Genomic DNA, 16,154 nt, shown 5'->3' on the forward strand with positions numbered 1-16,154 from the left:
GGTAAATAATTGTATAATAGGAATGAAATAGAAGGAGGAGATTCACTTGAATAGTATAGATTATAAAAATATTCTTGTAGCAGTGGACGGCTCGGAAGAAGCAGAGTGGGCCCTAAAAAAGGCAATCTATTTAGCAAAACTCAGTGACGCTACCCTTGTGCTCACACATATCGTGGATACAAGGAATTTCCCTACTGTCGAAGCTTATGATATGACTATCCGTGATCACTCTGAAACCTTTGCAAATGAGCTATTAGACAAGTATAAAACGGAAGCCATTGCATCCGGGATTGCAAAGGTCCAAACAGAAGTTGCATATGGTTCTCCTAAAGTTCAAATTCCAAGGGATTTAGCGAAAAAGCATTCGATCGATTTAATTGTATGCGGTGCAACGGGCCTTAACGCAGTCGAACGTTTCCTTATCGGCAGCGTGTCGGAAGGCATCGTTCGCCATTCTAACTGTGATGTAATGATCGTGCGTACGAATTGATAAAAGAAAATGATAAAAAGCTCGTTCACCAAATGGGTGAACGAGCTTTTTCCTGTTATTCACTTACCAGTTTTTCCGCTTTTTCTATCGCCAGCAAGACTTGGGCAAAACCTGTACCGCCCGCACTGTTACGGCGTTTAACTGCTTCATAAGGATTTAATGCATCATAAATATCCTGTTCAAACAACGCGGAAGCTTCCTGGAATTGTTCAATGCTTAGGTCCACTAAATAGCAGCCATTCTGGACACAGAACAATACAAGCTTCCCGACCACTTCGTGCGCCTTACGGAAAGGCATTCCCTTTGAAGCTAGGTAATCAGCTAATTCCGTTGCATTCGAGAAGTCATTTCTTGTTGCTTTTTCCATTACGTCCGTTTTCACTTTCATCGTTGAAATCATGCCGGCAAATATTTTAAGTGAACCAACAATGGTCTTAACCGTATCAAAAACGCCTTCTTTATCTTCTTGCATATCTTTGTTATAAGCAAGCGGCAGTCCTTTCAAAACAGTCAATAACCCCGTTAGGTTCCCATAAACCCGTCCTGTTTTACCACGGATCAATTCCGCCATATCAGGGTTTTTCTTTTGCGGCATAATGCTGCTTCCCGTGGAAAACGCATCATCCAATTCAATGAATTGGAATTCCTGGCTTGACCAAAGTATGATTTCTTCGCTGAAACGGGATAAATGCATCATCATTGTCGCACTGTTGCTCATGAATTCAATGGCAAAATCACGATCACTTACCGCATCAAGGCTGTTTTCGTAAATTCCGTCAAACCCCAATAGCTCGGCACTGAGGGCACGGTCAATCGGGAAAGTCGTCCCAGCTAATGCCCCAGCACCCAATGGAGAAACATTGATCCTTTTGAAACTCTCGGTGAAGCGCTGCTTATCACGCTCAAGCATCCAAAAATAAGCCATTAAGTGATGGGCAAATGAAATGGGCTGTGCACGCTGCAAATGTGTATAACCTGGAATTAGTGTTTCCACATTTTTCTTGGATTGTCCCAAAATCGCTATTTGCAAATCATTGATGAGTTCCAGAATTACTTTCGTTTGGTTCCGCATATACAGATGAAGGTCGGTCGCAACTTGGTCATTACGGCTTCTTCCTGTATGAAGCTTTCCGCCAACTGGACCGATTTCGCTTATTAGCATACTTTCCAGATTAAGATGGATATCTTCCATCTCAACCTTAAAAGTCAATTCACCCTTCTCAGCTTTTTCCTGTAAACTTTTCAGACCCACAATGATCTGATCCGCATCTTCTTCAGGTAAAATGCTGCATTGCTTTAACATGGTTACATGAGCTAAACTGCCTTGAATATCTTCAAGCACAAGTTCCTGGTCAAAGGAAATGGAAGCTCCAAACTCATCTACCCATTCTTCTGCAGATTTCGTGAATCTTCCTCCCCAAAGCTTGCTGCTCACACTGTCACCTTCTTGTTATTGACCATGCTGTTCACTTTCGTTGGAAGTCCCCATAACTTAATGAATCCAACTGCTGCATCATGATCGAATTCGTCTGCTTTTGTATAGGTAGCCAATTTTTCGTCATATAGGGAGTACTCGGATTTTCTTCCTTCAACAATCGCATGACCTTTGAATAGTTTCACACGGACCGTACCCGTTACATTCACTTGTGTTTCTTTCAGGAATGCAGCCAAAGCTTTTTGAAGCGGAGAGAACCAAAGTCCTTCATAAATCAATTCAGTCATTTTCTTCTCGATCACTGGTTTGAAGTGAGCCAATTCTTTTACAAGCGTGATATCTTCAAGTTCTTTGTGTGCAGCTATCAATGTCATCGCACCAGGAGCTTCATAGACTTCACGTGATTTGATTCCTACTAATCTATTTTCAACGTGATCGATACGTCCAACTCCGTGTTTGCCGGCAATTTGATTCAACTCGACAATCAGGTCAGCCAATTTATAGTTTTTATCATTCAATGTAACTGGAACACCTTGTTCAAAACCAATTTCAATGATATCAGCAGTATCTGGCGTACATTCAAGGCTTGCAGTCAAATCATATGCATCTTCCGGTGGAGCTGCCCAAGGATCTTCCAGGATTCCACATTCGTTACTTCTTCCCCAAAGGTTTTGGTCAATCGAGAACGGACTCGCCATGCCAATCGGAACGGGAATGCCATTTTTCGCTGCATATTCAATCTCCTCTTCACGAGACCATTTCCAGTCACGAACAGGTGCAAGAACTTGCAAATTAGGGTTCAAGGCTGAGATGGATACTTCGAAACGCACTTGGTCATTTCCTTTTCCCGTACAACCGTGTGCAACGGCTACCGCGTTTTCCGCTTCAGCCACTTCCACTAATTTCTTCGCGATCAGCGGACGTGATAATGCTGATACCAATGGATATTTCCCTTCATACAAAGTATGTGCCTGAAGAGCAGTCAATGCGAATTCATCAGCGAATTCGTCCTTCGCATCAATGACATAGGAACTTACCGCACCAACAGTGATCGCTTTTTCTTTAATGAAATCCAAATCTTTCCCTTCACCGACATCCAAGCAGCATGCCACAACTTCGTACCCTTGATCTTGTAACCATTTAATTGCAACGGAAGTATCCAAACCTCCGGAATATGCTAAAACAACTTTTTGATTTTTCATTTTCATCGTCCTTTCATGTGAATAAAAATTCATCGTTTGTTATTTTTATTCAATCTATGATTAGTACTTTATCATCTTTATTAAAGGAATACAAGGGGTATTTTAAAGATTTTGCTAAATAATCCGCTAATATTTTCAGGGAATTTACACATTGGATGCTTCCGCGAGAATATAGTAAACTAGTAGTATGAAAAATCGAAAAGCGGAGGGCATATGAAAAAGCTATTTACCTATGATGAACGGCTTGGCATCTCAATTCCCGATTTGAATCTGGAGTGGGATGAATATACAAAAGGCGAGCAACAGCAAATACTCGTACACTGGGAGAATATCCGGGGAAGCATCCCGGACCGCATCAAGGAACTGGAATCCACCATTAACCGAAAGCAGTTTCGGCTCTCCGATGAGAGTAATTTCGCCAAATCATGCCAGCTCAATTCCGAAATTGCGGAACTTGCTTCCATCATTAATGATTTATGGCTTTGGTATCGTGCCAATCAAGCCGTGAGTGAAAAGATGCATAATTAAGGCCATTTCCATGCAAAAAAAGCCACAGTTTAAAACTGTGGCTTTTTTTGCATCCCTCTTATAAATCCTTGCGAAGTTCACCAACGACATGTCCCAATTCCGGGAGAATCAATTTATTCATCGCAAGCCGAACCGCCCCTGATGAGCCTGGGGTGGAAAAAACCGCTTTGTTGTTCACGACTCCGGCAATCGCCCTTGATAGGATGGCGGCAGACCCGATATCCTCTTGATAGCTGAGCATTCGAAAAATCTCGCCAAAACCGGGAATCTCCTTGGTCATCAACTCTTTGACCGCCTCGATCGTTACATCCCTATTGGCGATGCCAGTGCCTCCATTTGTTAATATGACATCAACCATGCTGCTTTGGCTTCCAAAAGTGACCGCATCCTGAATCGCTTTCCGCTCATCTTTAACGATTACATATTCCGTAACTTCCTGACCATTCGATTTCAGCAATTCCATCATCAGTGCTCCACTTTTATCCGTTTCTTCATTACGCGTATCGCTGACGGTTATCACCATGCAGCGAACTGCCTCCGTGATGGCTTTTTTATGATTCTTGACACTCATTCTTCATCAGCCTTCTTCTTCAGCAAATAACGATATTGATAAAACTTCTGGGCAAATTCACTGACACTCCGGGTCATTTGATAATTGGATCCAGCCCCGATGGCCATGCTGATGAATGGTATGCCCCGAACCAGTTTTTTTCGAAAAACAGTAATGGATAATGCTTTCAACAGCTGCTTCAGCGGCTGTTCCATCCAGGTAGGGTTCGTCAGTTCTTCGATCCCCAAATAAAAATAGTCATCTTCTGCGGTCTGGACCTCGCGGATCAATTCTTCCCAGGCTATTCCTTGGAGCCTTTTTGGCATCGCTCCTGCATTGAATACCTTAAGGGCCAACATCATTTCAAACGGCGTATTCACCTCAACACCATAAGACATCGCAATCAGCTGTACGATCCTTACATTGATGACCGTCATGGCCGGAATATCGCTCCCTAGCAGAAGCAGACCTCCTGATCCGCTCATCCCGCCTTGTGCAAATGAATATAAGCGATGCTTAGCGATATGCTGATTGGCTATGTAATTCAACTGATCGATCGATAAGTGATTCAAATCACTCAACGTTTCTATTTCTTCATTAAACACGCGCGCAGATGCTAAAATCCGCTCTCTTGCATCTATTTGAACTTGTGAGCTCTGAACCATGGCATGCAAATGAAAAAGCCAGGTATCAAGCTTTTCAAAAAACTGTTGTTGGACGTTTTCCGGAAGCAGGGCGAACCCCTGCTCCAACCATTTATCATATAATGCAGCAAGGTCCGTTGGTTCATATTGATAAAGTTTTTCCTGCCATTCCCTAATTTCATTCCAAACTTTTATTTCCCGGTTCGTGAATTCCATGCATAAAGCCTCCTATGTACAGAATTGGTGGATTCTCCCTTAAGTATACCATAGAGGGAAGCTTTTCAAGAACAGATGATGGGAATCCAGGGTTTAAAGGGATGGGGTGCATGGTCGTATAATCCATGAGAAGGCGGATTCAAAGGATGAAATTTGATATCCTGCATTCACGGGAAAGACCCCTTACCAGAGAGGTAAGGGGATTAGTAAAAAAAAACAGGAAGTCATGTTTTCCAAGTTTCGCTCAAAGCTATTTTCACGGTATCCCTGACGATCATGATTTCTTCATTAGTTGGGATGACCATGACTTTCACAGGGGAATAGGGAGCATTGATGAAAGCTTCCTTACCCGAGGTGCGATTGAGATCCTTATCCCCATATACCCCCATGAATTCAAGTCCCTCCAAGATTCGCCCCCTAATGGTTTGACTGTTTTCACCGATGCCCGCTGTAAAAATGATGCCGTCCACGCCTCCCATTTTAGCTGAATAGGAGCCTATGTACTTGTGAATACGGTCTGCAAAAACTTTAAGTGCAAGTTCAGCCCGCTCATTGCCTTTATCCGCTTCAACTTGAATATCGCGCAGGTCGCTGGAAAATCCGGAAAGAGCCAGAATGCCGCTTTTCTTATTCAGGACATCCAGAACTTCATCTGCTGTTTTCCCCGTCTTCTCCATGATATAAGGAATCAATGCAGGGTCGATGTTCCCTGAACGCGTTCCCATAGTAACACCGGCCAATGGTGTAAATCCCATTGATGTATCAATTGATTTGCCGCCCTTAATGGCCGTAATGCTTGCACCATTCCCTAAATGGCACGATATCAATCGAAGCTGTTCAATTGGACGGCCAATCATTTCGGCAGCCCGCTGCGATACATATTTATGTGAAGTACCATGAAACCCATACTTCCTTATTCCGTAATTTTCATAATATTCAAGAGGTAAGCTGTACAAATAGGAACCTGCTGCCATCGTTTGATGGAAGGCCGTGTCGAATACCGCAACCGCTGGCACATCATCCAGAACTTGCCTAAAGGCTTTGATCCCGGTGATATTGGCGGGATTATGAAGGGGCGCCAACTCGGAAAGCTTTTCGATTTCCTCTATTACGTCCTCCGTAATCAAGACCGAGTCGCTGAATATCTCACCGCCATGCACAACCCGATGCCCTACGCCATCTATCTCTTCAAAGGAGTCAAGGATGCGATGGACAATCAGCTTTTCCAATAAAAGCCCTACAGCTACTTCATGATTGGGTATATCCATCGTTTCAGAAACCTTTTCGCCTTCGACGCTTAAGGTAAATACGGAATTTTTCAAGCCGATTCTTTCTACAAGACCTTTTGTAATTACTTTTTCACTTGGCATCTCAAAAAGCTGAAACTTCAAAGAAGAACTGCCCGCATTAATAGCCATGATTTTTGACATCCATTCTGCTCCTTTACTCTAAGCTAGTTCTTCCAATGTTCATCTCAACGAAACGTGCAGTGTATTGTACAATCTTATCATGGTAAGCAGATTCAACCAAATAATAATGAAAAATTGCAAATAATCACTCTTTCAAAAAAAATGAAAGCCAATGCCTGCGGCATCAGCTTTCATTGACTATTTTTCCTCTTTAAACCAATCGTCCATCTGTTGCATGACAGATCTGGTCGCTTCGAAATCCGACAACTTCGGAAGTTGTACGAGCAATGCCTTCTTCGGTGCTTCGATACCCTCTTTTTTCTTTTGGAGGATCAGGATGCTTTTCGCAGCCGCTTCACTCTTAAACATGGAAAGCGGCAGTTGCACCATCCCTTGGATATGTGTATGCTTCTTCAGGAAATCATTGAGTTTCGGAGCTTCCTCCGAGACGAACAGATTATTCGGGACAATGAAGAATAGGTGTCCGCCATCCTTCGCGTGTTTAACACCTTGTTCAATAAACAAATGGTGTGCATACGAATGTCCCTTATCGGCCTTCAATTCATATTCAGCTGCCCGCACATCATTCGGATAATAACCAATCGGCAAATCACTGACCACAACATCTGAAGGATCAATGAAAAGCGGCTCCAAGCTGTCCTGGTTAAAAAATTGCAGCGGGTGTTCTTGCAGGTTGGCACCTGCATAAGCAAGCTTAATCAAGGTTTCATCAATCTCGACACCATATGAAGCGATGTTTTTATCAGTAAGTTGATTCAAGATCGCAAATAGTAAGTTCCCCGTTCCGATGGCTGGATCGAGCATGACTATCTCTTTTTGGTCCTTGGTGAATTTACCGACTAAATAGCTGACGAACATGCCGACTGCATCAGGGGTCATATGATGGTTCGGCTGAACGCTCTGCTGCATGCCTTTTAAAATAGCAAGCTGGTACGCTTTACGGATTGCTTCCTTCTCATATTTCTCTGGTGAAAAATCTGCATAATGCTTCCCTAACCTTTTCTTCGATACTTCACTTATTTCCTCCTGCAGGACTTTCCCTTCGAAGAAATTCTCGCCCGTTTCACCCAGGGCATCCAGATACGTACATGATAGTTCACTTTGCAATATTTGGGCTGTTTCATCAAATTCATAAAATAATTGTTCAACTGGGGTAGACTTCACTTATTAATTCCTCCTGTTTGCTTCTGTCCCTATTTTAAAGGTAAGAACAAAGAGATACAAGCCGTACGTCCTGCATAACATTCTTCGTTTGTTTAACGTACTGTTTTCCTATTTGAAAGTTACATATATGGAAACTCTCGCACGCCACTCTTTTTCAAAATTTTTAACCATGTGTAATTAAAAGGTAAAAAAAATACAGGGTTATTGCCCTGTATTTTTTTATTTGGAAAGGCTCAATGAATGCCCAAACAGAATAACATACATGAGGTGGTGATCTTATGGATAATGAATATCAATACTATCATGGGCCGGTTAATCCGATAAATCAGCAACATGGTATACAGTCAGCAGAAGAACTTAACAGGCAGCAACATGGTACACAGTCAGCAGATGAATTTAACAGGCAGCAACAAGGGTTTCAACAAGGTTTTCGACAAGGATTTCGACAAGGGTATCGACAAGGGTATCGAGAAGGATTTCGAGCAGGGCAACAAGCGGGGTTTTTTCCAGGACCCCATCAAAGACAAATGCCGTCGTGGCCTAATGAAATTGACATAAAAGTTGGTACACCTAATGGTCAAGAGTGGTCTGGCAAGATTGTTTTACCACTGAATGGTCCGACTTTGGAGCCTTAACTAAATCCAGCATATAATAATTGAAACTCGTCAAAAATCATAAAAAACCAGTGTATTAGAAACGAATGCCCTGCCCACTTCAACGACAAGGTGTTTATCAACAAAAAAAAATTAAAACAAAAAACCGGGCACTTTGTGCCCGGTTTCTTAGAGTTCGCATCTTATTTTGCCGCTTTAGCCGCTTCGATTGCACCTTCGTAATTTGGATGGTTGGTACCTTCACTCACATATTCTACATATGTGATTTCATCAGAGCTGTTCACTACGAATACAGAGCGAGCCAATAGACGAAGTTCCTGCATGACGACACCATATGCTTCACCGAATGAAAGGTCACGGTGATCGGAAAGAACTTGAACATTGTCCAAGCCACTAGCAGCACACCAGCGTTTTTGCGCGAAAGGAAGATCGTTACTGATCGTCAGTACTTTCACATTATCTAATTTTGCCGCTTCTTCATTGAATTTACGTGTCTGTGCATCACATACACCTGTATCCACGGATGGAACCACGCTGATAATGCGGACAGAACCTTTGGAGTCGCTTAATGTAACCGGTGATAAGTCATTAGCCAATACTGTAAAATCAGGTGCTTTGTCCCCAACTTTTAGTTCTTGTCCCACTAAAGTGATCGGGTTGTTTTTAAATGTAACTGAAGCCATTAATAATTCCTCCCTTTTCTGCTATATGTACAAGCATAATAATATTTGTTTTGCCGGAATTTTGCAATTAATTGAATTAGGAAATGTGAATGGTGCCTGCACATGTCTGACATCCTAGCTTTTTATGTTGATGCAGACTGCAGCAAAAAGAAAACTCGGCGGATGCCGAGTCACAGTTAGAAATCTATATCCTGTTTAGGTTCTTGGTACCTCTTTACAGCCGGCTGACTGCCGCCTTGATTACTTCCTTGATTACTTCCTTGATTACTGCCTTGCTTTTGATTACTGCCTTTCTTGGATAGCATGGACTGAATCTTATCGACGACTTGTGGAGCTAAATCCATCATTTTTTCGAGAAGGTGCGTCCCTTCATCCAGATGAATCATTTTCACCCCATGGGAACCGACAATCAAAAAGGCAATTGGTGTTATGGAAACCCCACCTCCGCTACCGCCTCCAAAAGGCTGCTTGGAATCACCTTGCTGTCCTTGATGGTTACCGTCCATAACAAATTCGCTGCCACCGGCTGCAAAACCAAATCCAACTTTGGATACGGTTAAAATGACACTTCCATCCGGAGTTTCCACCGGATCTCCGATGATCGTATTCACATCGACCATTTCTTTCAGATTTTCCATAGCTTCTTTCATTAAACCTTGGATCGGATGATCTGACATTTAAATTCCTCCACTCTAGAACGATTGTTTATTGGAATCACCTGATAGCTTCGCTAGTTTCCTGGACTTGAAATGCGGCTTTCCGCCTTTCCAATAACGAAGCAGTTTTATTCCAGTCACCATAGCTTGCCCGATTCTAAATTGTAATATGCAGGAAATCGACGTGTTTGCCTGCCATCTCTGAAAGTCTGGTGTAATGGAATAGGAGGGCATGATCCGGAAGTTGAAATAGGTTGTCAGCAAACCGATGATTGAACCTTTAAGTGCCCAGCATGCTCCAGTTAAAACACCGGTGTGTGCAGCGTTTTTAGTACCGACCATACTATGCCAGGTGAATTTTCTGACTTGGACTTTCCCTGTGAATTGACGGACGATCCTATGAAATCCGATTATATGCTGAAGCATCTCCAGACTGTCTGCGAATCCGTCACGCAAATCTTCGGCTGTGAATTTTTTCTTTTCTTCCTTTTCGGTTTTTCCGGTCATTTCTTTCTCTTCCTTTACTACTATAGCTGCCGAGTCATCATCCATTTTGATGACCGGAACCTTGAATGTATAGTGAAAAAGCCCATACCAAGCTGATAATTTAATATGTATTAGGTCATTCGTTTGGACACGTTTGTAGTCGATCGACACTCTTACTTTAGTGAAAATAACAATTAGCAGCACCAAAATGAGGATACCCACAATCAACAAAAGCCACTTCATGCACCCACACCCCTTCAGCCTATCATTATCGGCATATGCAAAAAAAATAAACCTGCAAAAGCGAAAATACCGCTCTTACAGATTTATGAATGGAAGAAATCATCTTCTGATCAACACAACGCCCGTGTCTGCAAAGACATCATGCAAAGCTTGTTTCTTCGGTAATAGGCCTGCCAAGAGATAGCCAATCCAAGTGACTTTTGAAATATAGCGGCCAATCAGCTCCCTGAACAATATCGTACCCCATGAAATGTTTTTTTTCTCATCCTTCAATGCAACGACTTTCAGTCCAAAAATCATCTTGCCAAGGGTTTGGTTCAAGAATTTGGTCATCAAAACAAAGTATAAGAAGAATACGACTCCTGTTAAGAAGCCCTCTGCGGAAAACCAGAGATCATCTGTCCCTTCATAAAATTTGAAGATGGGATGAATCAAAATCCGGTTCAAACTTCCGATAACCAATAGATCGGCTAAATATGCCCAAAACCTCATCCAAAAACCAGCAAAATGCACTTTCTTGACTTCGTCATCATCCACGGCCTTCTTGGCTGGTGTAAATTCCTGCTGCTGAACGAGAACCTCTTGATCTGCCATTAGATTGGATGAAGCGATTTGTTCATTGTTTTCATTTCTTTCCGTCATCTTCAGCCCCCCTATTCCGCATACAAATACATTAAGCGTGGAGAATTTGAAGAGGAAAGGATTTTTGTCAAGACTGCCGTTTCCACATCATTTCCCAACATTTTTTGCGCACCCATACTGAATAATGAACCGAAACCTGCCTCATCTGTATAACGGATAACTTGAGCATCCTCTTTACCGATATCAGTTTTCATCGCGGCAATTACATCATCCAAATGGCCGAAATCATCGATAAGATGGTTTTCTTTAGCCTGACGTCCATCATAAATGCGGCCATCGGCTATTTCCCTTACTTCCTTCTCTGTCATGCCGCGTCCGTCTGCAATGACTTTTACAAATTGATCATAAGAATTATTAATCATATTTTGCAGTATTTCACGTTCTTCTCCAGTCATTTCCCGGGTCGGGCTCATAATATCTTTGTGTGGTCCGCTTTTGATGGTTTCGAACTCAACACCATACTTCTCGGCCAGCTTCTCGTAATTATACCCATGCATGATGACACCAAGCGAACCCGTCATCGTTTCTGGGCTGGCGTATATCTTATCGGCAGGTGCAGAAATATAATATCCGCCGGAAGCCGCCATGGACCCCATGGAAACATAGACAGGTTTTTTCACTTTCTTGATATCAAGGATCTTGTCATAGATCTCTGCACTTTCGACGACACCGCCGCCTGGAGAATTCACCCGAAGGATGATTCCTTTGATATCATCATTTTCCTCTGCCATCTTCAGCTTATCCATGAAGGCACGGTGATTATATGTTGCTGAACTAAGTAATGAGGCTTCTCCTGTATCTTGAATCGTGCCCTCTACATCAAATACGGCAATAACATTTGAATAATCATCACCTTCTATGACTTCCTCGTAAAATGCACTTTCGGAAGCAAATAATTCATCAATAATATTTTCCGTATCCGCTGTAAATAGAGTCGTAGCCGCCCCTACAGCAATAGAGACAAAAAATAAAACGGCTGCGATTCCAAGTGCCGCCCAACGCTTTCCATTCATCTGTTTTCCCCCTTAAGATATATGTATCCTTCTTACCATACGAACTAATGACGAAAATGTTTCATTCCATGATAAACTAAGACATTTAAAATTGTAGCAAATAATCCTCTAATTGGAAATGTATAGGTGCATTTTGCACAATTTCCATTTATCTTTCATCTCTATTTATACAAATAAGCGATCAGGATATACATGGAAATAAATATTTTTATTCCCCAAGTTATTCTTAGCCGGAGAAGTAAATGCCTTAAACGGAAAATCAACCAAACTAAAAAGCTGCCGGGATTCATCCCGGCAGCTTCTATATTTATTGCTTTGGAGCTAATTCAATTGCTGACTGAATGGCCGCAAGCATGCTTTTTTCATCAGCGATGTTCTTCCCAGCGATATCAAAGGCTTCATACGGGGCAATGATATGTACTTTCATACACATAACCTACTTTCTTATATATCCCAACCCTATTCACCATTTGGTCATATACCCTTTGTATGGCAGGGATTGAAAGAGCCCTTATTGAGAATTAATTATACCATCATTCGCTTTTCACTTCCTAAAAGGAACTGCTCGCTATCCAGTTAATACTGCTTCCACAAACGAATAACAAAAATGCTTCATTCCATGATAAACTATGTCATATAAAAGTGTACGAAATGTGCAGCTGCATTTTGTACTGGCGGCTTTCCCTTATCGAAAGAAAAGAAAGCCCTTTCATCATCATACATATTAGGGGGGAACATGATGAACACTCGAAGGAATATTTATTTTTTCCATGCACCGAATGCAGAGATGCTTAGCAAGGTTGAATACTTGTCAGACTTGGCGAAGCAACATTCGTATGAAGTCATCCAGGATTTCACAAAAGCAAACATCATTGTGAGCATCGGTGATGACGGCACATTCCTGCAGGCAGCCCGTAAAACCGGGTTCAGGGATGACTGTTTATATGCGGGCATTTCCATAACAGGTAACTTGAATATGTATTGCGATTTCCACTTGGAAGACAGTGATAAAATGATCGATGCCATGACAAGAGAGCAAATCGAGGTGCGTAAATATCCAACCATCGATATCCAATTGGACGATCAGCCCTCCTTTTATGCCCTTAATGAACTCAGTATCCGGTCTTCCATCACCAAAACGTTCATCATGGATATTTTCATTGATGAACTCCATTTTGAAACTTTTCGCGGGGACGGAATCATCATTGCGACTCCGACAGGAAGCACCGCCTATAATAAATCGGTCAATGGGGCCGTTGTCGATCCCCTTCTCCCTTGCTTTCAAGTGAGCGAGCTTGCTTCCATCAATAATAATACCTATCGGACCTTAGGTTCCTCATTCATCCTAAGCGGTGATAAGACGTTGACCGTCCACCTTGAACAAAACGGACCAAGCTATCCGATCATCGGAATGGACAATGAAGCCTTAAGCATCGACCATGTCGAAAAGATAAAGGTCCGGTTAAGCGGTAAAGTCATCAAGACCGTTAAGCTAAAAGACAATTCCTTTTGGGAAAAGGTTAAAAGGACCTTTCTATAACGAACTAAAGGTACCGGGTATGATAACCGGTACCTTTATATATGATAAAAATCTTTCGTATTTCGATAAAGGATTTCATAGACATCCTCAATCGGCAATCCTTTAATCGAAGCAATTTGACGCACACTGTCATGCATCATGCCGGGATGGGTCCATTCCCCATCGAAAACCCCTTCAAACGGCCATGGGCCATCCGTTTCAATCATCATCAACTTAAGTGGATATGCCGAAACTAATTCCTGTATTTCCCTTTCATAACAAACATCAGGTGTAATCGAAATGCTGTAGCCCTTTTCGACCATTCTTTCGACTGTCCGGATATCGCCTTTAAACCAATGAAAGTGTGCCTTTTTGATTTGATGCTTATCCAAAAGGTCGCAAACGATAGGTGCATCGTCATGAACGGCATGAAGGATAACCGGCTTTTCAACCTCTTTAGCTAAGGCCAGGAACTTCTCCAGTATCAATATATACGCTGAGTTATCAATATCGGGATTTTCCTGCCTTAAGTAATAGGGCAGCCCAACCTCACCTATGGCAACCATATCTTGCCGATGCTCCCGCATCCAGTTCAATAATTCGTTCACTTCTCCATCACTTGGGAGGGGCTGCTCTGGATGAAAGCCAAAGGCAGGTTTAATTCGTGCATCTTTGAGTGAAAGCTGATAATTGTTAATCGAAGAAGCCAAATTCATGGAAACAGTCAGCAAGGATTCCAAATGAACCTTTTCCATGTCTGTCAGAATCTGCTTCCGCTTAACAACATCATACCGATCCAAATGGATATGACTGTCGATGATTCTCAAGTTTATCGCCTCCCTTAAGTAGAAACAGTTGGCTTTAGTGCTGCATATAATTCTCTCTTCATATGAAAAAATTCATCACTAAGAAGCTGTTCTTCTCTTCTTGGCCGTGGAAATGGAACCTCCACTTCTTTGATGACAGCAGCCGGTTTTACTGATAACACATAAATTCTATCTGATAGGAAAACCGCTTCATCTATGCTATGAGTAACAAAAAGCACCGACCTCCGATTTTCTTCCCAAACCGACAACAGCCATTTTTGCATTTGCAATCTTGTCAGTTCATCCAAGGCAGAAAAGGGTTCGTCCAGGCACATCAAGTCCTGTGGACTTAAGATACTCCGAATGAATGCGGCCCTTTGCTTCATGCCTCCAGATAATTCATGCGGATATGCTTTCTCGTACTCTTCCAGTCCAGCTTTCATCAAAAGGGCTTTTGCCTTTTCTTTATCTCTTATCCCAGCAAGTTCACTTCCAAGCAAAACATTTTCCAATACCGTTCTCCAAGGTAAAAGGGAAGGCTGCTGAGGCATATAGCTGATATGGCCCTTTAAGCCATTTATCTTTTTACCATCCAGTGAAATGATGCCATGATCCGGCTTCAAAATACCGCCGATCAAGTGGAACAATGTACTTTTACCGCTGCCCGATGGCCCAAGGATTGTGACAAATTCCCCATCATCCACATGGAAATTCATATTCTCTAATATATTCTGTTTACCATCGAAAGAATAGGAGACGTCATTAATTTCCAGTTTCATCCTTTTCGCCCTCCTTTCTCTTCCAAGAAATTAAGTATTTCTCCAGGAAGGTGATGATTCCAAAAAAGATCAGACTCATTCCCATAATGATGAAAATGGCAACAAACACCCGATCTGTCCTGAACGCAGAGGAAGCGAGAGTCATATAAACACCAATCCCCGATTTTGCCCCAAGCCATTCCGAAATAACCGCACCCATTACACTATAGGTGGCCGAAATTTTCAGGCCGGAGAAAATGAACGGGATCGAGTGAGGAAGTTCCAGCTTCCAAAATAACTGGTTTTTTCCCGCTCCCATCATCTTGAAATAATGCTTAAGTTCATATGGTGTCTGGCGAAAACCGTCCAATGATGCAACCGCAACCGGAAAAAAACATACAAGCGAAATCACTATTAACTTAGGCAGCATGCCAAACCCAAACCAGATCACCAACAGCGGCGCCAAAACTATGATAGGTATATTTTGTGATAGTATGAGCAGAGGATAAACCGCGTCCTTCACACCTGGAAATAGGTGTAACATTGCCGCTATTAATAAGCCGATGCAGCTTCCAATAAAAAAACCCGACAACGCAAGCTCGGTTGTGGATATTAGGTGTCCGTAAAGATTGCGGGACGACTCAATTCCTTCCATGAAAATGGCCGATGGAGCGGGAAGCAGCCATTCTTCAACTTTCAATAAGACTGTCACTGACTCCCATACTATCAGCAACAATAATAAAAGAAAGAAGGGAGCCCCCTTCTTCCAAATTCCCCTTCCGATCATGCCCGATATTTCTCCGTTAACGTATCCATCGTAATCCCGCTTGGCTGATATAATATTTTCACTTGGGAAATGACATTCGGTGATCCAATCTCAATCATTCTTACATTCATTTTTTCTATCACGGCAAAAAGTTCGGAAAGCTCACCCTCCATTGTCGTTTCAAGCGGGTGAACCTCATACTTGACACCTGATTCTTCAATGATCTTGATTGCTTCATCCACCATAGGGATGACATTTTCCCCTTTAGGAATAATTTGTATGCTAATTAATGAATTGGCCATTGTATTT

19 protein-coding genes are annotated in these 16,154 nt (G+C 42.3%); 4 read left to right on the top strand and 15 right to left on the bottom strand.

What is annotated here, in order from left to right:
- The first annotated feature begins 55 nt into the window (after positions 1–55).
- Positions 56–490 (top strand): universal stress protein, encoded by a 435-nt coding sequence (locus NYE63_RS20930; protein WP_144480588.1) that lies wholly within the window; start codon positions 56–58, stop codon positions 488–490.
- Between the two features lie 55 nt (positions 491–545).
- Here NYE63_RS20930 and argH read toward each other — a convergent pair whose 3' ends face one another.
- Together argH and NYE63_RS20940 are read right to left on the bottom strand one after the other, a co-directional pair.
- Positions 546–1,925, bottom strand: coding sequence for an argininosuccinate lyase (argH, locus tag NYE63_RS20935; protein WP_342602541.1), 1,380 nt, complete (start codon positions 1,923–1,925; stop codon positions 546–548).
- Positions 1,922–3,127 (bottom strand): argininosuccinate synthase, encoded by a 1,206-nt coding sequence (locus tag NYE63_RS20940; protein WP_192206055.1) that lies wholly within the window; start codon positions 3,125–3,127, stop codon positions 1,922–1,924. Before NYE63_RS20940 ends, argH begins: the two co-directional genes overlap by 4 nt.
- A 213-nt stretch (positions 3,128–3,340) precedes the next feature.
- Here NYE63_RS20940 and NYE63_RS20945 point away from each other — a divergent pair, with 213 nt between their 5' ends.
- Positions 3,341–3,655: a hypothetical protein gene (locus tag NYE63_RS20945; protein ID WP_342602542.1), complete on the top strand. Its 315-nt coding sequence runs from the start codon at positions 3,341–3,343 to the stop codon at positions 3,653–3,655.
- 58 nt (positions 3,656–3,713) lie between these two features.
- On the opposite strand, the gene NYE63_RS20950 is transcribed toward NYE63_RS20945, so the two are convergent.
- The 4 genes from NYE63_RS20950 to NYE63_RS20965 form a co-directional block, all read right to left on the bottom strand.
- Positions 3,714–4,226: a MogA/MoaB family molybdenum cofactor biosynthesis protein gene (locus NYE63_RS20950; protein WP_342602543.1), complete on the bottom strand. Its 513-nt coding sequence runs from the start codon at positions 4,224–4,226 to the stop codon at positions 3,714–3,716.
- Positions 4,223–5,065 carry an EcsC family protein gene (locus tag NYE63_RS20955; protein ID WP_342602544.1) on the bottom strand — a complete coding sequence of 281 codons (843 nt, stop codon included), beginning with the start codon at positions 5,063–5,065 and terminating at the stop codon, positions 4,223–4,225. Before NYE63_RS20955 ends, NYE63_RS20950 begins: the two co-directional genes overlap by 4 nt.
- Before the next feature lie 224 nt (positions 5,066–5,289).
- Positions 5,290–6,495, bottom strand: a complete 1,206-nt coding sequence (locus tag NYE63_RS20960; protein ID WP_342602545.1) for an acetate kinase — start codon at positions 6,493–6,495, stop codon at positions 5,290–5,292.
- Between the two features lie 177 nt (positions 6,496–6,672).
- On the bottom strand, positions 6,673–7,659 hold the full coding sequence (locus tag NYE63_RS20965) for a class I SAM-dependent methyltransferase (protein ID WP_342602546.1): 987 nt from the start codon (positions 7,657–7,659) through the stop codon (positions 6,673–6,675).
- Between the two features lie 278 nt (positions 7,660–7,937).
- On the opposite strand from NYE63_RS20965, the gene NYE63_RS20970 reads away from it, so the two are divergent.
- Complete coding sequence (locus NYE63_RS20970; RefSeq protein WP_342602547.1) at positions 7,938–8,294, top strand: hypothetical protein; 357 nt, start codon at positions 7,938–7,940, stop codon at positions 8,292–8,294.
- A gap of 161 nt (positions 8,295–8,455) precedes the next feature.
- On the opposite strand, the gene tpx is transcribed toward NYE63_RS20970, so the two are convergent.
- The 5 genes from tpx to sppA form a co-directional block, all read right to left on the bottom strand.
- Entirely contained in the window at positions 8,456–8,956 is a 501-nt protein-coding gene (gene tpx / locus NYE63_RS20975) for a thiol peroxidase (protein ID WP_034309176.1), read from the bottom strand.
- Between the two features lie 176 nt (positions 8,957–9,132).
- A complete protein-coding gene (gene ytfJ, locus NYE63_RS20980; RefSeq protein WP_342602548.1) occupies positions 9,133–9,633 on the bottom strand; it encodes a GerW family sporulation protein in 501 nt (166 codons plus the stop codon).
- A 15-nt stretch (positions 9,634–9,648) separates the two neighbouring features.
- Positions 9,649–10,341: a DUF2953 domain-containing protein gene (locus tag NYE63_RS20985; RefSeq protein WP_342602549.1), complete on the bottom strand. Its 693-nt coding sequence runs from the start codon at positions 10,339–10,341 to the stop codon at positions 9,649–9,651.
- A 99-nt stretch (positions 10,342–10,440) separates the two neighbouring features.
- Positions 10,441–10,983: an RDD family protein gene (locus NYE63_RS20990; RefSeq protein ID WP_342602550.1), complete on the bottom strand. Its 543-nt coding sequence runs from the start codon at positions 10,981–10,983 to the stop codon at positions 10,441–10,443.
- Between the two features lie 11 nt (positions 10,984–10,994).
- The gene (sppA, locus tag NYE63_RS20995) at positions 10,995–11,996 is read right to left on the bottom strand and encodes a signal peptide peptidase SppA (RefSeq protein ID WP_342602551.1); all 1,002 of its coding nucleotides are present in this window, start codon (positions 11,994–11,996) and stop codon (positions 10,995–10,997) included.
- 739 nt (positions 11,997–12,735) lie between these two features.
- Here sppA and NYE63_RS21000 point away from each other — a divergent pair.
- A complete protein-coding gene (locus NYE63_RS21000; RefSeq protein ID WP_342602552.1) occupies positions 12,736–13,536 on the top strand; it encodes an NAD kinase in 801 nt (266 codons plus the stop codon).
- A 35-nt stretch (positions 13,537–13,571) separates the two neighbouring features.
- Here NYE63_RS21000 and NYE63_RS21005 read toward each other — a convergent pair whose 3' ends face one another.
- From NYE63_RS21005 to NYE63_RS21020, 4 genes are read right to left on the bottom strand one after another with little or no spacing between them, the layout of a single operon-like run.
- The gene (locus tag NYE63_RS21005) at positions 13,572–14,342 is read right to left on the bottom strand and encodes a TatD family hydrolase (RefSeq protein ID WP_342602553.1); all 771 of its coding nucleotides are present in this window, start codon (positions 14,340–14,342) and stop codon (positions 13,572–13,574) included.
- Between the two features lie 14 nt (positions 14,343–14,356).
- Positions 14,357–15,100 carry an ABC transporter ATP-binding protein gene (locus NYE63_RS21010; protein ID WP_342602554.1) on the bottom strand — a complete coding sequence of 248 codons (744 nt, stop codon included), beginning with the start codon at positions 15,098–15,100 and terminating at the stop codon, positions 14,357–14,359.
- A complete protein-coding gene (locus tag NYE63_RS21015) occupies positions 15,084–15,866 on the bottom strand; it encodes an ABC transporter permease (protein WP_342602555.1) in 783 nt (260 codons plus the stop codon). The genes NYE63_RS21010 and NYE63_RS21015 overlap by 17 nt, the downstream gene beginning before the upstream one ends.
- Complete coding sequence (locus NYE63_RS21020; RefSeq protein ID WP_034309193.1) at positions 15,863–16,147, bottom strand: thiamine-binding protein; 285 nt, start codon at positions 16,145–16,147, stop codon at positions 15,863–15,865. The genes NYE63_RS21015 and NYE63_RS21020 overlap by 4 nt, the downstream gene beginning before the upstream one ends.
- Positions 16,148–16,154: the final 7 nt, after the last annotated feature.

The sequence above is a fragment of the Peribacillus sp. FSL E2-0159 genome (assembly GCF_038643155.1).
Lineage (GTDB): Bacteria > Bacillota > Bacilli > Bacillales > DSM-1321 > Peribacillus > Peribacillus simplex.